The sequence below is a fragment of the Methylobacterium sp. CCH5-D2 genome (assembly GCF_001556475.1).
Taxonomy (GTDB): domain Bacteria; phylum Pseudomonadota; class Alphaproteobacteria; order Rhizobiales; family Beijerinckiaceae; genus Methylobacterium; species Methylobacterium hispanicum.
This window is the reverse complement of the sequence record NZ_LSIX01000715.1, coordinates 1-17,410: the sequence shown is the minus strand read 5'-3', so window position 1 is coordinate 17,410 and position 17,410 is coordinate 1. Positions and strand designations below refer to the sequence as shown.

Genomic DNA, 17,410 nt, shown 5'->3' with positions numbered 1-17,410 from the left:
TATGAGGCGGTCCGGGGATACTCCCGATCGCCCCACTGCGTTGTGAAGGCCCCTCAGAGCCCGGGCATCCCCATCAGGTGCTCAATCTCGTGAGTGACGTGTGCCTTGAGCTCCTCGCCCATGACCTGCATGAGCGCCGCCTCGGTCGCGCCCTGCAGCATCTCGTCTGGGATGTAGACGCCGGAGTTCTGCAGGTCGGCCTTGCCCCGCCACCCGTGGTTCGGGTCGATGTTCCTGCAGACGTGCCCGCCCATCACGGGGCCGACGCGCTTCGAGAAGCGGCCGCCGTGAGTGAAGGTGCCGGCGAACATTTGACGCCGACCGCGGGGTTGGCCGAGACGCCGCCCTTGACCACCTTCGGGTCGAAAAACTTCAGGCTGATGTCGCCGCGCTTTGTGCTCAGCGTGTAGGTGAGGCGCCCGCCGTACCCGAACTGCTCGGCTGCGGCCGTCGCCCGATTAACCTGACCCCTTCACGATCACCGAGCGCTTGAGCCCGGTTTGCTTCGTCAGGTTGCGGATGACCTGGGTAGGAGGGCTGACGCCGATGTGGTTGAGGGCGCGGGACAAGGCGATTGGGGCATTAGCTCCGAGCACCGCGAGCTGGCTGGCGAAGCGGGCGAGCAGGCCGTCGCCGGTGAAGGTCAGAGCGGACACCGAATGCCCTCGTAATCGGGCCTGAGCGTAGCCATCTCGGAATTACCCCCCGCGCAATTCCGTGCTCTGGGCAACGATGCGGAGGCTCATGATGGCCCGTACCCCTACCAACGGCAGAGCGACGTCCGTCTCGACCGAGGACTTCAACGAGCGCGTGAAGCGTCTCGTGGCCGATAAGCCTGATCCGCAAAAGGCGGTCGATCGACGGACGAGCGCTTCTGGCTGGAGAAAGTCCGGTCCCGGTCGGTAGGCCGCAACCGGAAGTGTGTTAAGGTCGCACTCAGCCCCGCATCTGCTGCCGAGCTGATGGAGGGTCTCCCCCATGCGCTTCGATTGCAATGCCCGCGGCGAGTGGCTGGTCGATCCCAGTGAGCTCGCGGACAAGCTGGGCATCTCGCTCCCGCGCCTCTTAGAAGAGCAGAGGCTTGGCCTTGTTCGAACCCGGGTCGAGAGCGGCCGTCAGAGCGATGCCGGCCGCTCCCGCATCACGGTCCAGAGCCGTGAGGCTGTCTGGCAAGGCGTCTTCTGTCCGAAGGGCACGCTGATAAGCGAGCGCTCCGATAACGACTGACCCGGCGGAAGTTTTTCCACTGAGCAATACCGCAACGCAGGATGCCAACCCATGCGCCTGACGATCGCCCTCGTCCTTCTTACGGTCGGCACGCTTGTCGCCGGATCGTTTCTAAACGGGGCGAAATCGGCCGAGACTGTGACATCCGCAACCAAGGGCGCCGCTTCCAGAACGCCTATGGCGGACGGGGTGAAGAAGCGGCTCAAGCTGGAGGCTGACCAGCGAGAGGCCGCAGACAGAAACCGCCAAGAGCGCACGGAGCGGCTGACGAAATCCGTGTGCGTCGGCTGCGGTGGACCGGTCGTACCGTTCGATCCGAGCGGCGGCGAGGCTGCACGGAAGGGGATCCCTGCCGCACGTCAGAGCAAACGCTGAACTTGGCGGCCGCTGCTCCAGCCTCAGCTACCGACGAGGCCGGATACGAAACCGTCTTCAGTTAAGAATGAGCGTGCCTAGTTCGAGGCATGCTACCAAACTGGAAAGCCGTCCTTTGACGATGCCCGAACCGGTACGCAAATGTCCTTTCTCACGCTGCTCAAGGCCAAGCTGAACTGGCTTTTATCTGGAACGCGAGCTGAGCAATCCAGCCGTAAGATGGCGGACGCCGTGGAGAACGGCGCCTCACCGGGTCGAGGCGCTTATCCAGGTCGTGGCTTCGAGCAGAACTACAACGCCGCGTCCGCCCTGCTGAAGGAGCGGATGAACAAAAACTATCCCGACAGCTACCACGCGCGGCTCGGAAGCCAGGGTAACAACGCCTACGATCACGGAGAAGAACGCGCCAACGCTATCGATATGGTATCGGCGGCGATAGCTCAGGCTCTTCGTAACGGCGCTACGGTCCATGAAGCCGCGGAAGCCGGGGCGGCGAGCGTCGGTATTTAGAAGACGACGCAAGCCACAGCGATGCGGGGCTGTGCGGAGAACCGTGAGGAGTTGCGGCTCGCGTCGAGCTATGAGACCGGGATCGGGAGGTAACTCTTCCATTGTAAGGAAGCGGCAGGGCCATTGGCGGCCTCACATCCGTCCTCATCGCTGGCCCGCGCATATTCTTCGTCGGCCAGCGATGGGCGAATGACATAAAGCTGCAACCTTCCCAGCCGCCGGATGGTCGAAGGCTTCGCTGATTCTAGGCGGAGTGCGGTGTCCGCGCGGCGTAACTCTCAACGGGATGGATATCGCCCTGATCTGCTGGACGGCCATGCTCAAGGTTTGCGAGGGAGGTGGCCAAGCTGCGACGGGCCGACAAGGCGACCGCCTGGGAGGATGGGCAGGCGCCTGCCCCATCACGGGGCAAATCTTTCCGTATCAGGGATGCGCCGGTTGCTTCCCGGCGAACCGGTGGAGCAGCATTCCCCCGGCCATCGCCGCCACAAACAGTGTGACCTGCTACAGGGCGAGGGTCAGGCCGGCCAGGGCGGGGCTGGGGCAGAACCCGGCGAGCCCCAGCCGACCCCGAACAAGGTGGCGCCGCCGAGCAGGCAGACACCCTCGCGCTCGACGCCGCACCCGCCGGCAGCATGCCGTAGGCGCGGGCGATGCTCATGGCCGAATCCTCGCCGATAGGGAACGGCACCCGGACGCCGAAGCGCTGCCGGCTCGGCGGCGCCGGCCGGTCCCGTCCTACGGTTCCTTGAAGCCGTACTCGGGCACCCCCTCCTCGTTGCCGTAGTACTTGTACGGGAGGAACTTGCCGGAGAGGTTCATCTTCACGCGGTCACCCTTGTTGTTGGGTTCGCGCTCCATGGTCATGTTGAAGTCGATCGCCGACATGATGCCGTCGCCGAACTCCTCCTGGATCAGCTCCTTCCACGTGGTGCCGTAGACCATCACCAGCTCGTAGAAGCGGTAGATCAGTGGGTCGGTCGGCGGCATCTGCGGGATCGAGCCGCGATAGGGCGCCTCGTTGAGCATCCGCTCCTCGGCCTGGCTGAGGCCGAACAGCTCGGCCGCCTTCTTCGCCTGGGCCTTGGGCAGCTTCATCTGGCCCATGCAGGCGGCGGTGATCAGGATCGGTGAGATTCCGCCGATCTCCTCCTGGATGTACCGCCAGGTCCAGCCCTTCTCCCGCTTGATGTCGAGGAGCTTCTCGGTCAGGTCTTCGCGCTTCATCGGGTCTCTCCGGATGGGGCCGGCCTCGGCGGGGCGGCGCGTGTCGAGGGCGTAGACCGCGCTGCCGTCGGTCTTCATCTTCGAGTCGAGGCGCGGCACGCGCTGGCCGATGAGCCGCCACTGGCCCGGGTCCTTCAGGCGCGGCTCCTGCGGCACGGGCAGCGAGGCGGCGGACGCCGCGAGTTCCCCGAAGCGGGCCTCCCGGTTCGAGCCCGCGTGGCGCACCGTGCCGTTCTCGACGGTGATCTCGGCCACCGGCACCTTCCAGGCGAAGGCGGCGGCGGCCACCAGCATCTCGCGGGCGGCGGCACCCGCCTTGCGCAACTGCATCCAGGAATTGGCCACCGCGGTCGAGCCGCCGGTGCCCTGGATCGGGCCCATCAGCAGGTTGTTGTAGAGCGCGGCGTCGGCGGGCGCGAACTCGGTGCGGACCGTCGCCCAGTCGGCGTCGAGCTCGTCGGCCAGGATCGTGGCGAGGCCCGTGGTGTTGCCCTGGCCCATGTCGAGGTGCTTGACGATGACCGTCACGGTGTCGTCGGCCCCGATCCGCACGAAGGCGTTGGGCTGCGCCTTCACGGCGGCAAGGTCGGCGCCCGCGGCGCGCGCCTTGCCGAGATCGAGGCGGAAGCCGATCACGATGGCGCCGGCAGCGGCCGCCGCGCCGGTGAGGAAGCCGCGGCGGCTCGCGCGCGGCGAGGATTGGGTCGTCGGCTGACGGATCTTCAGCATGGGGGTGCTCCGGTCAGGACGTCAGGCGAGGGAGCGGGCGGCTTCGTGGATCGCCGCCCGGATGCGCTGGTAGGTGCCGCAGCGGCAGATGTTGCCGTCCATGGCGCCGTCGATGTCGGCGTCGGTCGGCTTCGGGTTGCCGGCGAGCAGACCGATCGCCGACATGATCTGGCCCGACTGGCAGTAGCCGCACTGCACGACGTCGAGCTTGCGCCACGCGCCCTGCACCGCCTCGGCCACGCGGCCCGAGACGCCCTCGATCGTGGTGATCTGCGCGTCGCCCACGTCCCCGATCCGGGTCTGGCAGGCGCGGGCCGGCTGCCCGTCGAGGTGGACCGTGCAGGCGCCGCACTGGGCGATGCCGCAGCCGTACTTGGTGCCCGTCTTGTCGAGGCGGTCGCGCAGCACCCAGAGGAGCGGCATGTCGGGATCGGCCTCGACCTCGTGCGTCGTGCCGTTGACGGTGAGCTTGACCATCCGAACCCTCCCCTGGATCGCGGACCCTACAACCGGGTGAGCGTTAATCCGCTCCGCATCCCATGCATGTGCGCCGGAGCACGCAACCTCCGCGTGAATCGCCGATGCGCGGGTTGCGGACAATCCGAGGGGTCGCGGCAGGCCGTTCTTAACACATCCGACCCATTCTGGCGCAGGCGGCCGGGAACGGGCCGCGGCCTTCTCCTGCGCAGCGTTCAAGGGTTCGATGTCCGACCTGACCGTCGAGATGGTGCAGCGCGGGCGCGGTCCCTCGACGGAGGAGGTGGCGCGGCGGCGGGGCATCGCCCGGGACATGCGCTCGGCGCGCGAGCGTCTCACCTCGCAGACCGGACTCGAGCGCGCCTTCGACTACGAACTCCTGCGTCACTACGCCCAGTACCGCACAGGCGCGGGGATCCCGCTCGGCCTCTTCGCCATCGTGCTGGCGGTCGCCGCGAGCTTCTGGACCGGGCCGCTGATCCCGGTGGTCTGGGCCGTCGGCGTCATCCTGCTGGTCACGCTCAACACCGCGATGAGCCTGCGCTTCCTGCGGACGGACCCGCAGGCGATCGCGCTGCCGCGCTGGCGCCGCCGCTTCGTCATCGGGGAGGCGCTGCAGAGCCTCGCCTGGGCGGCGATGGTCGGGCTCGGGGCCACCAGCGGCTGGACCTTCGGCCTGTTCGGTCTCGTCATCGCCTCGGCGGTCGCCACCATGCTCGCCGCCACCGTGCCCGCCGCGGCGGTGGCCGCGCTCGCGCCGCTGATCGCCGGGGCGCTGGCGCTGCTCGCCTTCTCGCGCGAGACCGACGCGCTGCTCCTCGTGGCGATGGCCTGCGGCTCGCAGATCTTCTTCCTCGGGCTCGCGCGCCGCCTCTACACCTCGACGGTGGGCGCGCTCCAGTCGCGGGCGGAGAAGGACGCGGTGTTCGGCGAGCTGGAGCAGGCCAAGGCCAATTCCGACGAGGCGCGGCGGCGCGCCGAGGAGGCGAACCTCGCCAAGTCCCGCTTCCTCGCCACGATGAGCCACGAGCTGCGCACGCCGCTCAACGCGATCCTCGGCTTCTCGGAGGTGATGAAGAACGAGGTCTTCGGCGCGCACGCCGCCCCGAGCTACCGGGAGTACTCCACCGACATCCATGACAGCGGGATGCACCTCCTCAACCTCATCAACGAGATCCTCGACCTCTCCCGCATCGAGGCGGGCCGCTACGAGATGAACGAGGAGGCGGTGCAGCTCGCCCACGTGGTCGAGGAGTGCCGCCACATGATGGGCCTGAAGGCCAAGGCCAAGAACCAGGCCTTCGCCGAGTTCATCGACGCCTCGCTGCCGCGGATCTGGGCCGACGAGCGGGCGCTGCGCCAGATCGTGCTCAACCTCCTGTCGAACGCCGTGAAGTTCACGCCGCCGGGCGGCGAGATCACCATCAAGGTCGGCTGGACCAGCTCCGGCGGACAGTACGTCGCGGTCAAGGACAGCGGGCCCGGCATCCCGGAGGACGAGATCGACACCGTGATGTCCTCGTTCGGCCGCGGCTCGATGGCGATCAAGACCGCCGAGCAGGGGTCGGGACTCGGCCTGCCGATCGTGAAGGGGCTCGTGGACCTGCACGGAGGCAACTTCACCCTCAGGTCCCGCCCGCGCGAGGGGACAGAGGTCATCGTCACCCTGCCGGCGAGCCGGGTGATGGACACGCTCACGGCGGTGGCCGTGCCGGCCGCGCGCGCGGCCTGAGCGGGCCTGAGTGGTCCTGAGCGGGCCTGATCCTCGCCCGGTCGTCGCCCGGCCCGTGCGGACACCCGCCGGATGCGCTCGGGCGCGCATTCGCCGGCCCGAGGAGGGTGGAGATTCGGGAGGATCCGGCATCCGCGGGCATTCTCGTGCCGGCTCGCGATCGAAGCCCGGAAGCCTTACAGAATGCCCCGCCCCGCATCGGCGGCAGGACAGTGTTCGGCGCTGCAAAAGCGGTTCCGCCCGCTCCCGGTGCATGCGTGGCGCGGCCGCGGCGAGTGGTTTTGCGTAATACGCATGAACAGGCCCAGAACAGGGCACGGAACGTCGGCCGGATGAGTTGCCATGCTGCGATGCACAAAGAGTTTGTGCGTGGCAGCATTTGGCGTGGCGCGAGCTGGACTGGGGATCTGCGCTGCCCTGTCGCGGGTAGAAGCGGCAAGACGGATTGACGGCGCTCAAATTTCTCTTAGAGTTCGTTCAAGCTTCGGTTTCGAGGGGCTGGCCGAAGGGATGGCCGGCTCTGGTTCGGTGCTCGTTCGGCACCGTGAGAGCGACCCGCTACCGAGGCGTAATGGTATCCCTGTCGCAAACAGCAGGTCAGGTCTCGCCGTCGCGGGCTGAACACCCGTGGCCAGGGCCTCAAAGACTTGTCGGAGGAATCCATGAGAGCGGTTCATCTTCTCGCCCTCGGTGCAGGCGTCGCGGCGTTCGCTGCCCCGGCCCTGGCCAATGACAGCGTCATGAAGGGCATCGCCAACCCGGCGGAGCAGGTGCTTCAGACGGTCGACTACGCCAACACGCGCTATTCCAAGCTCGACCAGATCAACGCCTCGAACGTGAAGAACCTCCAGGTCGCCTGGACCTTCTCGACCGGCGTGCTGCGCGGCCACGAGGGCTCGCCCCTCGTCGTCGGCAACATGATGTACGTCCACACCCCCTTCCCGAACATCGTCTACGCGCTCGACCTCGACAACGAGGCCAAGATCGTCTGGAAGTACGAGCCCAAGCAGGATCCGTCCGTGATCCCGGTGATGTGCTGCGACACGGTGAACCGTGGTCTGGCCTACGCCGACGGCACCATCATCCTGCACCAGGCCGACACCACGGTCGTGTCGCTCGACGCCAAGACCGGCAAGGTCAACTGGTCGGTCGTGAACGGCGACCCGAAGAAGGGCGAGACCAACACCGCGACCGTCCTGCCGGTCAAGGACAAGGTTATCGTCGGCATCTCGGGCGGCGAGTTCGGCGTGCAGTGCCACGTCACCGCCTACGACCTGAAGTCGGGCAAGAAGGTGTGGCGCGGCTACTCGATGGGTCCGGACGATCAGCTGCTCGTCGACCCGGAGAAGACCACCTCGCTCGGCAAGCCGATCGGCAAGGACTCCTCGCTGAAGACCTGGGAAGGCGATCAGTGGAAGACCGGCGGCGGCTGCACCTGGGGCTGGTTCTCGTACGACCCGAAGCTCGACCTGGTCTATTACGGCTCGGGCAACCCCTCGACCTGGAACCCGAAGCAGCGTCCGGGCGACAACAAGTGGTCCATGACGATCTGGGCGCGTAACCCGGACACCGGCATGACCAAGTGGGTCTACCAGATGACCCCGCACGACGAGTGGGACTTCGACGGCATCAACGAGATGATCCTTACCGACCAGAAGGTCGACGGCAAGGATCGTCCGCTGCTGACCCACTTCGACCGCAACGGCTTCGGCTACACCCTGGACCGCGCGACCGGCGAACTCCTCGTCGCCGAGAAGTTCGATCCGGTGGTGAACTGGGCCACCAAGGTCGACATGGACAAGGGTTCGAAGACCTACGGCCGTCCGCTGGTCGTGTCGAAGTACTCGACCGAGCAGAACGGCGAGGACGTGAACTCGAAGGGCATCTGCCCGGCGGCGCTCGGCACCAAGGACCAGCAGCCGGCGGCCTACTCGCCCAAGACCAACCTGTTCTACGTGCCCACCAACCACGTCTGCATGGACTACGAGCCGTTCCGGGTGAGCTACACCCCGGGCCAGCCCTACGTCGGTGCGACCCTGTCGATGTACCCCGCCCCCGGCTCGCACGGCGGCATGGGTAACTTCATCGCCTGGGACGGCGTCAACGGTAAGATCAAGTGGTCGAACGCCGAGCAGTTCTCGGTGTGGTCGGGCGCTCTTGCCACCGCCGGCGACGTGGTCTTCTACGGTACCCTCGAGGGCTACCTGAAGGCGGTCGACTCGAAGACGGGCAAGGAGCTGTACAAGTTCAAGACCCCGTCGGGCATCATCGGCAACGTGATGACCTACCAGCACAAGGGCAAGCAGTACGTGGGCGTCCTCTCGGGCGTCGGCGGCTGGGCCGGCATCGGCCTCGCGGCCGGCCTGACCGACCCGAATGCCGGTCTCGGCGCGGTCGGCGGCTACGCGGCCCTGTCGAACTACACCAACCTCGGCGGTCAGCTGACCGTGTTCGCGCTGCCGAACTAATCGGTCGCGGGTCTCAGGGGTGAATGGGTACCGGCGCGGGCTTCCGCGCCGGTACTCTTATGATTAGACTGTTCCTCAAGAAGGCCGGCCCCGAACGGTGGAATGGCACGGCCAAAGGTCCAGGGAGAAACATCCGTTGAACCACCTCAGCACGTTCGTCACGCGGCCGCTCGTGGCTGCCCTCGCCCTAGCAACCGTCAACGTGGTTGCCGTACATGCTGAGGATGCCAAGCCTGCCGATCCCGCCCTCGCCAACTCGCTCAACCCGAACGACAAGACCGCCGAGCAGGACGAGAAGCTCCTCAAGCGCGACGCGGCCGTGAAGGTCGAGGACGGCAAGTACTTCGACGCCGAAGGTCACCCGACCTTCCACGTCACCAACGAGGGCAAGAAGTTCGACTGGTACGCCTATTCGGGCTACCGCCGCTATCACGCCGAGTGCCACGTCTGCCACGGCCCGGACGGCATGGGCTCGACCTACGCGCCCGCCCTCAAGGATTCGCTGAAGCGCCTGTCCTACGAGGAGTTCATCGGCATCATCGCCGGCGGCCGCCAGAACCACACCGCGGGCGGCGGCGAGAGCGTGATGCCGGCCTTCGGCGACAACAAGAACGTCATGTGCTACGCCGACGACCTCTACGTCTACCTGAAGGCGCGCGCCGCGGGCGCCATGGGCCGCGTCCGTCCGAGCGACAAGGAGGACAAGCCCGAGGCCGCCAAGAAGGCCGAGAAGGAGTGCCTGGGCGGCTGATGACGCCCCGCGCGACCGCCACGGCTGCCGCCTGCGCGCTCCTGCTTCTGGCAGGAGCGCGCGAGGCTCCGGCGCAGCACCTGCCCGACCTCGTCACCACCGACACGCTGCGCGTTTGCGGCGACCCGGGCAACATGCCGTTCTCCCAGCGCAAGGAGGACGGGTTCGAGAACCGGATCGCGGCGATCGTCGCGGACGAACTGAAGGTCAAGGTCCGGTACTACTGGCTGACGCAGGGGCCGGGCTTCGTGCGCAACACGCTGGGCACCGGCCTGTGCGACCTCATCATCGGCTCCGCGTTCGGCAGCGAGCTCGTCCAGAGCACCAATCCCTACTACCGCTCCGCCTACACGCTGGTGACGCGCCGCGGCGAGTTCACCGACGTGACCGGGCTCGACGATGCCCGCCTCAAGGGCAAGCGCATCGGCGTGATCGCCGGCACGCCGCCGGTCAACCGGATGGGCGATCTCGGCCTGATCTCCGGGATGAAGGCCTACGCGCCCTACCAGCTCGACCCCGCCCGCCCGCACCAGACGGTCTCGGCCGAGGTGATCTCCGACCTCGCCGATGGCGCGATCGACGCCGCGGTGATCTGGGGTCCGGCCGCGGGCTGGCTCGCCAAGCAGGCGGCGGCGCGCACGGGCAAGCCCCTCGACGTGGTGCCCCTCCTCAAGGAGCCCGACCGCCCCGCCATGACCTACCGGATCGGCATGGGCGTGCGGCTCGGCGAGGACGACTGGAAGCGCCAGCTCAACACGATCCTGCGCAAGCGCCGCGACGACATCGAGCGCGTGCTGCGGGAGTTCGACGTGCCGCTGCTCGACGAGAACGACAACCGGCTGCTGGAGCCGGGCAAGCCGTAGGCAGGGAGTCTCCTCCCCGGGGGCCTAACCTTCCCCGCGGCCTCGCGTCAGGGCCTTCAGCGCTCCGCGCACCGTGCGCACGTCCTGCTCGGTCATTGCCATGCGGTGGAGCATGTCGCGCATGTTGCGGGCGATGATCTCGCGCTTCTCGGGCGGGTAGAAGCCGGCGCCGTCGAGCGCCGCCTCCAGGCTGCCGAACAGCGAGAGCAGGGCCTCCCGCGTCGCGGGGGGCGAGAGCATCTCGCCCGAGAAGGGGAGTCGCGCCCGGCCGCTGGCGCGCCGCCACGCATAGGCCGTCAGCAGCACCCCCTGCGCGAGGTTGAGCGAGGGGAAGTCCGGCGAGACCGGAAAGGTCACGATCGCGTCGGCGTACGAGACCTCATCGTTGGTGAGCCCGACGCGCTCGCGCCCGAACAGCACGCCGACGCGCTGGCCCGCGCGGGCGCAGACCGCCTCCATCGCCTCCTCGGGGCCGTAGACGCGCTTCATCTGCCCGCGCTCGCGCGCCGTGGTGGCGAGCACGTGGTGGAGGTCGGCGATCGCTTCCGGGACGCTGGCGTGGACGGTCGCGGCGTCGAGGACGTGCGTCGCGCCCGAGGCCGCCTCGCGCACGCCCTTCTTGGGCCAGCCGTTCTTCGGATTGACGAGGCGCAGTTCCGTGAGGCCGAAATTCGCCATGGCGCGGGCCGTCATGCCGATGTTCTCGGCGAGCTGCGGCTCGACGAGGATGATGGCGGGGGCGACGCCCGGTGGGATCTCGAGGCTCTTCATGGCGGACCGGCGATGGGGACCGCGCCTCCCTAGCAACCAAACCGCGCGGGACCCAGCGGGAAGATGGGGCACGGGTGATGCGCGTGGGCGCCGCCCGGCCTAAGGGATCCTCCGCGCGGCCGCAGGAGGCCGGCGGGGAAGGCACACGATGGCGCGCTGGCTGTTCAAATCCGAGCCCTCCACCTGGTCGTGGGACCAGCAGGTCGCGGCGGGCGCGGCCGGCACCTTCTGGAACGGGGTGCGCAACCACCTCGCCAAGAAGCAGCTCATGGCGATGCAGGTCGGCGAGCAGGGCTTCTTCTACCACTCGAACGAGGGCAAGGCGGTGGTTGGCATCGTGGAGGTGATCCGGCCCTACTACCCGGACCACACCGACGAGAGCGGCCGCTTCGGCATGGTCGACGTGCGCGCGGTCGAGGCGCTGCCACGCCCGGTGACGCTCGACGCCATCAAGGCCGAGAGCGCCCTGAAGGACATGGTGCTGGTCAACAATTCGCGCCTGTCGGTGCAGCCGGTGACCGAGGCGGAATGGGCGCTGGTCCGCCGGATGGGCGGGCTCGCTTGAGGCCGGGGCTACAGCTCGCCGACCGGGCCGGTGCTCTCGAACTCCGCCTCGTCGCCGACGAGGTCGGTCACCGCGATGGCGAGCCGCCTTCCGTTGCGCAGGCGCAGCTGCGCGTCGGGCTCCAGCCAGATCGGGCGCAGGCCGGCATGGCGGCCCTTGAGTGTTCCGTGGGCGATGAGCTCGTCCCCGCGCCGCTCGAACAGCAGCCGGTAGCGCACGCGCACCGGAACGCAGCCCTCCGCGGAGACATGGCCGAGCCCCGTCAGCGTCTTCAGGACTTCGTTCGGTTCGGCCATGGGACGCGACGCGGGAGGGCGGGATGAAGCGGCAATCCCGTTGCCATTTAATCCCGTGCCTGCCCCCTGTCACGCCATCCCCCGCTACAGAGCGGGCGCTCCTGTCCTAATCGAGCGCGCGGACCACGATGCGTCCGCCCTCCGCCGAGAGCGCGAGGCGGCCGTGCTTGAGCGCCAGCGCCTTCTCGCCGAACAGGGCGCGGCGCCAGCCCTGGAGCAGCGGGATCGGCGCCTCGTCGTCGTCGGCCACGGCCTCGAGGTCGTCCACCGTCGCGATGATCTTGGGCGCGACGCCCTCGTTCTCGCTCACTGCCTTCAGGAGCACCTTCAGGAGCTCGACCAGGGCCCCGTTGCCGCCGCTTCGGCGCGCCCGCTCGGGGAGCTGGATCTCGGAGAGGTCGCGCGCGAAGCCCTGCTCGACCGCCGCCAGGATCTCGGTGCCGGTGCGCGAGCGCTCGAAGCCCGCCGGGATCGTGCGCAGGCGCCCGAGCGCCTCGACGCTGCGGGGACCCGCGGTGGCGATGTCGATCACCGCCTCGTCCTTGAGGATGCGCCCGCGCGGGACGTTGCGCGCCTGCGCCTCCCGCTCGCGCCAGGCCGCCACCTCCATCAGCACCGCGATCTCGCGGGGCTTGCGCATCCGGCCGGAGAGCCGGCGCCACGCCAGCGCCGGGTCGGCCCGGTAGGTCTCGGGCGAGATCAGCACGCCCATCTCCTCGTCGAGCCAGGCGCCGCGGTCGGTGCGCAGCAACTCGCCCGCGAGCTTCTCGTAGACCTTGACGAGGTGCGTCACGTCCGAGAGCGCGTAGGCGAGCTGGGCGTCGGAGAGCGGGCGGCGCGACCAGTCGGTGAAGCGGGAGGACTTGTCGATCTTGGCCTTGGCCACGTCGTTGACGAGCTGCTCGTAGGAGACCGAGTCGCCGTAGCCGCAGACCATCGCGGCGACCTGCGTGTCGAAGAACGGGTGCGGCAGGACCTCGCCCATCAGCCAGATGATCTCGAGATCCTGGCGGGCGGAGTGGAACACCTTCACCACGCCCTCGTCGGCCATCAGGTCGATGAAGGGTTGCAGGTCGATGCCCTTGGCGAGCGGATCGACCAGCACGCCCGTCCCGTCCGGCCCCGCCATCTGGATCAGGCAGAGCTTGGGGTAGTAGGTCGTCTCGCGCATGAACTCCGTGTCGACGGTCACGAAGGGCTGTGCGGCGAGCCGGGTGCAGGCGTCTTCGAGGGCCGCCGTGGTGCTGATCAGGTCCATCCCACGGCTATACCGGAGGTTTTCGGGCTTGGGGAGCGGCGCTAACCGGCCCTCCCCAGCCGGCGGAGTACGGAGGCTCAGGCGAGGCGTTCCAGCGCGGCCTCGCGGCGGGCACGGGTCTGCTCGCGCGTCCGCCGACGGTGGTGCCTGGCCTGCTCCCGCCGCTGCGCCTCGGCGCGGGCCATCAGCCAGTCGAGGATGCCGCCCTCCAGCCGCTCGCCCGTCGCGGTGTCGGTGAGGCGGCGGATGCGATCGACCCGGAACCCGCGGTAGCCGCCGCGGCCTGGATCGATGCCGCCGAGCAGCGTGCGGCCGGGCCCGAGCTTCAGCTCGCGCGCCGCGACCGTGCGGCGGCTCCACACCCCCTGCCCGTCCTCGTAGACCAGCTCGAACCGGCCATCGAGCGGCAGGAGATGCCAGGCCGGGGAGGCCGGCGCGGCGGCCTCGGGCCGGGCCGCCGAAAAATCGGAAAACACGTGCGCGTTCATGGAGATCATATGGGGATCGCCCGCCGATTCCGGTAGTCTTCGGGCCCCGGAAACGCCGCGCGCGCTTGACTTGGTGAGCCTCCCGTGAATGGTGCCGGCCTCGTTCCCGAGAGCCTGCCATGCACCGTTACCGTACCCACACCTGCGGGGCGCTCCGCCCGTCCGACGTCGGCGGCACCGTCCGCCTCTCCGGCTGGTGCCACCGCGTGCGCGATCATGGCGGCGTGCTGTTCATCGACCTGCGCGACCATTACGGCCTGACGCAGTGCGTGGTGGATTCCGATTCCAAGGCCTTCAAGGCGGCGGAAGCGGTTCGCTCCGAGTGGGTCATCCGCATCGACGGCCGTGTCCGCACACGCCCCGCAGGCACTGAGAACGCCGAGCTGCCGACCGGCGCGGTCGAGGTCTACATCGACGACCTCGAGGTGTTGGGCGCGGCCGCCGAGCTGCCGATGCCGGTCTTCGGCGACGTCGAGTACCCGGAGGAGACGCGGCTGCGCTACCGCTTCCTCGATCTGCGCCGCGAGAAGCTGCACGCCAACATCATGAAGCGCGGCGCGATCATCGACGCGCTCCGCCGCCGCATGCGCGACGGTGGTTTTTTTGAATTTCAGACGCCGATCCTCACGGCGTCGAGCCCGGAGGGCGCGCGCGACTTCCTCGTGCCGTCGCGCCTGCACCCCGGAAAGTTCTACGCGCTGCCGCAGGCCCCGCAGCAGTTCAAGCAGCTCACGATGATCGCGGGCTTCGACCGCTACTTCCAGATCGCGCCCTGCTTCCGCGACGAGGACGCGCGCGCCGACCGCTCCCCGGGCGAGTTCTACCAGCTCGACATCGAGATGAGCTTCGTCACGCAGGAGGACGTGTTCCAGTCCGTCGAGCCGGTCCTGCGCGGCGTGTTCGAGGAGTTCGCGGAAGGGCGTCGCGTCACCGACGTGTTCCCGCGCATCACCTACGCGGACGCCATGCTGAAGTACGGCGTCGACAAGCCGGACCTGCGCAACCCCCTGATCATCGCCGACGTCACCGACGAGTTCGCCGAGGAGGCGGTCGCGTTCAAGGCGTTCAAGGGCGTGATCGCGTCGGGCGGCGTGGTGCGCGCCATCCCGGCGACCGGCGCGGCCACCCAGCCCCGCTCCTTCTTCGACAAGCTGAACGACTGGGCCCGTTCCGAGGGCGCGCCCGGCCTCGGCTACATCGTGTTCGAGGACGAGGGCGGCACGCTCACCGGCCGCGGGCCCATCGCCAAGTTCATCCCGGCCGAGATCCAGGCCCGCATCGCCGAGAAGGCCGGCGCCAAGGCCGGCGACGCGGTGTTCTTCGCGGCCGGCCCCGAGGCGAAGGCGGCCGGGCTCGCCGGCAAGGCCCGCATCCGCATCGGCGACGATCTCGGCCTCTGCGACAAGGACCAGTACGCCTTCTGCTGGATCACCGACTTCCCGATGTTCGAGTGGAACGAGGACGAGAAGAAGATCGACTTCTCGCACAACCCGTTCTCGATGCCGAACTTCGACCACGAGGCCTTCCTGAAGCTCGGCGAGGCGGATGCGGAGACGATCCTCGGCATCAAGGCCTTCCAGTACGACATCGTCTGCAACGGCATCGAGCTGTCGTCCGGCGCGATCCGGAACCACAAGCCGGAGATCATGGAGAAGGCCTTCGGGCTCGCGGGCTACGGTCGGGATGTGCTGGAGGCGAAGTTCGGCGGCATGCTGAACGCGCTGCGCCTCGGCGCCCCGCCGCACGGCGGCATCGCGCCGGGTGTGGACCGCATCGTGATGCTGCTCTGCAACGAGCCGAACATCCGCGAGGTGGTGCTGTTCCCGATGAACCAGCGCGCCGAGGACCTGATGATGAGCGCCCCCTCCGAGGCGACGCCGAAGCAGCTGCGCGAGCTGCACATCCGGCTGAACCTGCCGGAGAAGAAGTAGGCGCAACGCCAACCCTCCCCCCTCTGCGGGGGAGGGAGACGCGGTGGTTCCTGTGCAAGACCTCGTCGCCATCGTCGTCGCCCACGACAGCGCCCACGCCCTGCCCGACTGCCTCGCGGCGCTCCGCGCCGAGGGCGTGCCGGCACTCGTGGTGGACAATGCCAGCCGCGACGGCTCGGCCGATCTCGCCGAGCGGCTCGGCGCCCGCGTCATCCGCAACCCCCGCAACGAGGGCTACGGCCGGGCCAACAACATCGGCGTCCGCGCGGCGGACGCGGCCCGTGTCCTCTTCGTCAACCCCGACCTGATCCTCCGGCCGGGCGCCGTGGCGGCGCTTCGCGCGGGCGCGCAAGCCTACCCGGATGCCGGGCTCTACGCGCCGCGCATCGTGGAGCCGGACGGGCGCTTCTTCTTCCAGGCGCAGTCCTTCCTGGCGCCCTACCTGCAGAACCCGCAGGGCCGCCGCGACCCGCCGGAGGGCGATGCCTGCGCGCCCTTCCTGTCGGGTGCCTGCCTGATGGTGGAGCGCGCCCTGTTCCTCGACCTCGGCGGCTTCGACGAGGCGATCTTCCTGTTCTACGAGGACGACGACCTCTGCCGCCGGATGGCCGATGCGGGCCGCGCGCTCGTCCACGTCCACGGGGCGGAGGCGCTGCACGGCCGCGGGCGCTCCTCGGCGCCCGAGCCCGGCCGGGTTTTTCGGGCCCGCTGGCACATCGCGTGGTCGCGGGCCTACGTCGCCCGCAAGTACGGCCTGCCGGATCCGAGCCGGAGCACGCTGCTCGTGAACGGCCTGAAGGCTGCGCTCTCCCTCCTCGTCCTGCGCCGCGCCGGCTGGGAGCGCTACGGCGGCGCGGCGGCGGGCGCGCTTGCGGCGCTGCGGGGGCGAAGTGCGTTGCGGCGCGAGGGTTTGCGCTGACATGCGGCCGAGCCCGCGATAGGATTGAACCATGCGTGACGATCGCGATGCCAAGCCCGTCCGGACCGGAACGGGCAAACGGAAGAGCGGCCTCGTGCTGGGCCTCGCCGTGTTCGAGAAGATCAGCGCCGTCGAGGGCATTCACCTCACGGACGAGATGCGGCGAGACCTTGCCTCCCTGGAGCGCCGCGGTCTCACGCCGGAGCAGCGCGCGTCTTCCATTGCGGACAAGTACGGCCGCGGATCGACCTGACGGGATGTATGCGGTCGCCGTCGATCCGTACTGCTATCCGGGTTCGACGGTCCTCAGGAACCGTCCCGGCCTGAACGATCAGGTGGCGCTGGACCGGTTCGAGGCTGTTGCGACCGCCAACCGCTTCCTTGAGCCGATGCCAGCCGGGCGCTGGGGCGAGCGCCACTTTCGCGCCGTCCACCGGCACATCTTCCAAGACGTCTATGCCTGGGCAGGCCGTTCGCGCACCGTGCGCATCGGAAAGGGCGGCAGCGTCTTCTGCTACCCTGAGCATATCGACGCCGAATTGAAGCGGATCTTCAGTGGTCTCCGGCAGGCCGGCAACCTGCGCGGATTTGATCGGATAGGGTTTATCGCTGGCGCGGCCCATCTTCTGGCCGAGTTGAACGCGGTCCACGCCTTCCGCGACGGCAATGGACGTGCACAACTCGCCTTCATGGCGCTCCTGGCGGGTCAGGCCGGGCACCCGCTGGATCTCGCGCGGCTTGATCCTCAGACCTTCCTGTCGGCGATGAACGGCCGCTGACGGAACAGCTGTCGGACATGATCGTATGAGCTGCTCCCTACCAC

General features: G+C 68.5%; 20 protein-coding genes and 2 pseudogenes. 12 read left to right on the top strand and 10 right to left on the bottom strand.

Features of this window, described 5'->3' with window-relative positions; genetic code table 11:
- Positions 1–53: 53 nt before the first annotated feature.
- Positions 54–311 (bottom strand): hypothetical protein, encoded by a 258-nt coding sequence (locus tag AX737_RS18780; RefSeq protein WP_066924071.1) that lies wholly within the window; start codon positions 309–311, stop codon positions 54–56.
- Between the two features lie 147 nt (positions 312–458).
- Positions 459–656: a hypothetical protein gene (locus tag AX737_RS18775; protein ID WP_066924069.1), complete on the bottom strand. Its 198-nt coding sequence runs from the start codon at positions 654–656 to the stop codon at positions 459–461.
- Positions 657–978: 322 nt separating this feature from the next.
- Between AX737_RS18775 and AX737_RS18770 the strand changes: the two genes are divergently transcribed.
- From AX737_RS18770 to AX737_RS32225, 3 genes are all read left to right on the top strand, one after another.
- Positions 979–1,227: a DUF6522 family protein gene (locus tag AX737_RS18770; RefSeq protein ID WP_066924067.1), complete on the top strand. Its 249-nt coding sequence runs from the start codon at positions 979–981 to the stop codon at positions 1,225–1,227.
- Between the two features lie 51 nt (positions 1,228–1,278).
- Positions 1,279–1,602 carry a hypothetical protein gene (locus tag AX737_RS33425; protein WP_156453826.1) on the top strand — a complete coding sequence of 108 codons (324 nt, stop codon included), beginning with the start codon at positions 1,279–1,281 and terminating at the stop codon, positions 1,600–1,602.
- A 141-nt stretch (positions 1,603–1,743) separates the two neighbouring features.
- Entirely contained in the window at positions 1,744–2,112 is a 369-nt protein-coding gene (locus tag AX737_RS32225; protein ID WP_082773134.1) for a hypothetical protein, read from the top strand.
- Positions 2,113–2,713: 601 nt separating this feature from the next.
- Here the strand turns inward: AX737_RS32225 and AX737_RS36030 are convergent.
- The 4 genes and pseudogenes from AX737_RS36030 to AX737_RS18760 all read right to left on the bottom strand — a co-directional run.
- Positions 2,714–2,821, bottom strand: a pseudogene (locus AX737_RS36030) (peroxiredoxin); the annotation flags it as partial.
- Between the two features lie 29 nt (positions 2,822–2,850).
- Complete coding sequence (gene cynS / locus AX737_RS33420; protein WP_156453832.1) at positions 2,851–3,339, bottom strand: cyanase; 489 nt, start codon at positions 3,337–3,339, stop codon at positions 2,851–2,853.
- 24 nt (positions 3,340–3,363) lie between these two features.
- Positions 3,364–4,068, bottom strand: a pseudogene (locus tag AX737_RS33415) (molybdopterin cofactor-binding domain-containing protein); the annotation flags it as partial.
- A 21-nt stretch (positions 4,069–4,089) separates the two neighbouring features.
- Positions 4,090–4,545, bottom strand: a complete 456-nt coding sequence (locus AX737_RS18760) for a (2Fe-2S)-binding protein (RefSeq protein WP_066924063.1) — start codon at positions 4,543–4,545, stop codon at positions 4,090–4,092.
- Between the two features lie 226 nt (positions 4,546–4,771).
- Between AX737_RS18760 and AX737_RS18755 the strand changes: the two genes are divergently transcribed.
- The 4 genes from AX737_RS18755 to xoxJ all read left to right on the top strand — a co-directional run bounded on the left by AX737_RS18755 (position 4,772) and on the right by xoxJ (position 10,359).
- Positions 4,772–6,277 (top strand): HAMP domain-containing sensor histidine kinase, encoded by a 1,506-nt coding sequence (locus AX737_RS18755; RefSeq protein WP_066924061.1) that lies wholly within the window; start codon positions 4,772–4,774, stop codon positions 6,275–6,277.
- Between the two features lie 662 nt (positions 6,278–6,939).
- Positions 6,940–8,745: a lanthanide-dependent methanol dehydrogenase XoxF1 gene (gene xoxF1, locus AX737_RS18750; protein ID WP_066924059.1), complete on the top strand. Its 1,806-nt coding sequence runs from the start codon at positions 6,940–6,942 to the stop codon at positions 8,743–8,745.
- Positions 8,746–8,881: 136 nt separating this feature from the next.
- Positions 8,882–9,496, top strand: coding sequence for a c-type cytochrome, methanol metabolism-related (locus AX737_RS18745; protein WP_066924057.1), 615 nt, complete (start codon positions 8,882–8,884; stop codon positions 9,494–9,496).
- Positions 9,496–10,359 (top strand): rare earth element methanol dehydrogenase accessory protein XoxJ, encoded by an 864-nt coding sequence (gene xoxJ / locus AX737_RS18740; RefSeq protein ID WP_066924055.1) that lies wholly within the window; start codon positions 9,496–9,498, stop codon positions 10,357–10,359. Before AX737_RS18745 ends, xoxJ begins: the two co-directional genes overlap by 1 nt.
- A 24-nt stretch (positions 10,360–10,383) precedes the next feature.
- On the opposite strand, the gene AX737_RS18735 is transcribed toward xoxJ, so the two are convergent.
- Positions 10,384–11,130 (bottom strand): RNA methyltransferase, encoded by a 747-nt coding sequence (locus tag AX737_RS18735; protein ID WP_066924053.1) that lies wholly within the window; start codon positions 11,128–11,130, stop codon positions 10,384–10,386.
- Between the two features lie 148 nt (positions 11,131–11,278).
- On the opposite strand from AX737_RS18735, the gene AX737_RS18730 reads away from it, so the two are divergent.
- Positions 11,279–11,695 carry an EVE domain-containing protein gene (locus tag AX737_RS18730; protein WP_066924051.1) on the top strand — a complete coding sequence of 139 codons (417 nt, stop codon included), beginning with the start codon at positions 11,279–11,281 and terminating at the stop codon, positions 11,693–11,695.
- Positions 11,696–11,703: 8 nt separating this feature from the next.
- On the opposite strand, the gene AX737_RS18725 is transcribed toward AX737_RS18730, so the two are convergent.
- The 3 genes from AX737_RS18725 to AX737_RS18715 all read right to left on the bottom strand — a co-directional run bounded on the left by AX737_RS18725 (position 11,704) and on the right by AX737_RS18715 (position 13,737).
- Positions 11,704–11,991 carry a hypothetical protein gene (locus AX737_RS18725; protein WP_066924049.1) on the bottom strand — a complete coding sequence of 96 codons (288 nt, stop codon included), beginning with the start codon at positions 11,989–11,991 and terminating at the stop codon, positions 11,704–11,706.
- Positions 11,992–12,097: 106 nt separating this feature from the next.
- Positions 12,098–13,249: a ribonuclease D gene (gene rnd / locus AX737_RS18720; RefSeq protein WP_066924047.1), complete on the bottom strand. Its 1,152-nt coding sequence runs from the start codon at positions 13,247–13,249 to the stop codon at positions 12,098–12,100.
- A gap of 77 nt (positions 13,250–13,326) precedes the next feature.
- Entirely contained in the window at positions 13,327–13,737 is a 411-nt protein-coding gene (locus AX737_RS18715) for a hypothetical protein (protein ID WP_066924101.1), read from the bottom strand.
- A 119-nt stretch (positions 13,738–13,856) separates the two neighbouring features.
- Here AX737_RS18715 and aspS point away from each other — a divergent pair, with 119 nt between their 5' ends.
- From aspS to AX737_RS18695, 4 genes are read left to right on the top strand one after another with little or no spacing between them, the layout of a single operon-like run.
- Positions 13,857–15,668 carry an aspartate--tRNA ligase gene (aspS, locus tag AX737_RS18710; RefSeq protein ID WP_066924045.1) on the top strand — a complete coding sequence of 604 codons (1,812 nt, stop codon included), beginning with the start codon at positions 13,857–13,859 and terminating at the stop codon, positions 15,666–15,668.
- Between the two features lie 52 nt (positions 15,669–15,720).
- Entirely contained in the window at positions 15,721–16,587 is an 867-nt protein-coding gene (locus AX737_RS18705) for a glycosyltransferase family 2 protein (RefSeq protein WP_156453830.1), read from the top strand.
- Positions 16,588–16,618: 31 nt separating this feature from the next.
- Positions 16,619–16,840: a hypothetical protein gene (locus AX737_RS18700; protein WP_066924041.1), complete on the top strand. Its 222-nt coding sequence runs from the start codon at positions 16,619–16,621 to the stop codon at positions 16,838–16,840.
- Positions 16,841–16,844: 4 nt separating this feature from the next.
- Positions 16,845–17,366 carry a Fic family protein gene (locus tag AX737_RS18695; RefSeq protein WP_066924038.1) on the top strand — a complete coding sequence of 174 codons (522 nt, stop codon included), beginning with the start codon at positions 16,845–16,847 and terminating at the stop codon, positions 17,364–17,366.
- The last annotated feature ends 44 nt before the right edge of the window (positions 17,367–17,410 follow it).

What these genes read in the sequence shown, in the direction of transcription:
- AX737_RS18780 (WP_066924071.1), bottom strand. Translation starts at nt 311, where the DNA reads ATGTTCGCCGGCACCTTCACTCACGGCGGCCGCTTCTCGAAGCGCGTC.
- AX737_RS18770 (WP_066924067.1), top strand. Translation starts at nt 979, where the DNA reads ATGCGCTTCGATTGCAATGCCCGCGGCGAGTGGCTGGTCGATCCCAGT.
- AX737_RS33425 (WP_156453826.1), top strand. Translation starts at nt 1,279, where the DNA reads ATGCGCCTGACGATCGCCCTCGTCCTTCTTACGGTCGGCACGCTTGTC.
- AX737_RS32225 (WP_082773134.1), top strand. Translation starts at nt 1,744, where the DNA reads ATGTCCTTTCTCACGCTGCTCAAGGCCAAGCTGAACTGGCTTTTATCT.
- cynS (WP_156453832.1), bottom strand. Translation starts at nt 3,339, where the DNA reads ATGAAGCGCGAAGACCTGACCGAGAAGCTCCTCGACATCAAGCGGGAG.
- AX737_RS18760 (WP_066924063.1), bottom strand. Translation starts at nt 4,545, where the DNA reads ATGGTCAAGCTCACCGTCAACGGCACGACGCACGAGGTCGAGGCCGAT.
- AX737_RS18755 (WP_066924061.1), top strand. Translation starts at nt 4,772, where the DNA reads ATGTCCGACCTGACCGTCGAGATGGTGCAGCGCGGGCGCGGTCCCTCG.
- xoxF1 (WP_066924059.1), top strand. Translation starts at nt 6,940, where the DNA reads ATGAGAGCGGTTCATCTTCTCGCCCTCGGTGCAGGCGTCGCGGCGTTC.
- xoxJ (WP_066924055.1), top strand. Translation starts at nt 9,496, where the DNA reads ATGACGCCCCGCGCGACCGCCACGGCTGCCGCCTGCGCGCTCCTGCTT.
- AX737_RS18735 (WP_066924053.1), bottom strand. Translation starts at nt 11,130, where the DNA reads ATGAAGAGCCTCGAGATCCCACCGGGCGTCGCCCCCGCCATCATCCTC.
- AX737_RS18730 (WP_066924051.1), top strand. Translation starts at nt 11,279, where the DNA reads ATGGCGCGCTGGCTGTTCAAATCCGAGCCCTCCACCTGGTCGTGGGAC.
- AX737_RS18725 (WP_066924049.1), bottom strand. Translation starts at nt 11,991, where the DNA reads ATGGCCGAACCGAACGAAGTCCTGAAGACGCTGACGGGGCTCGGCCAT.
- rnd (WP_066924047.1), bottom strand. Translation starts at nt 13,249, where the DNA reads ATGGACCTGATCAGCACCACGGCGGCCCTCGAAGACGCCTGCACCCGG.
- AX737_RS18715 (WP_066924101.1), bottom strand. Translation starts at nt 13,737, where the DNA reads ATGAACGCGCACGTGTTTTCCGATTTTTCGGCGGCCCGGCCCGAGGCC.
- aspS (WP_066924045.1), top strand. Translation starts at nt 13,857, where the DNA reads ATGCACCGTTACCGTACCCACACCTGCGGGGCGCTCCGCCCGTCCGAC.
- AX737_RS18700 (WP_066924041.1), top strand. Translation starts at nt 16,619, where the DNA reads ATGCGTGACGATCGCGATGCCAAGCCCGTCCGGACCGGAACGGGCAAA.
- AX737_RS18695 (WP_066924038.1), top strand. Translation starts at nt 16,845, where the DNA reads ATGTATGCGGTCGCCGTCGATCCGTACTGCTATCCGGGTTCGACGGTC.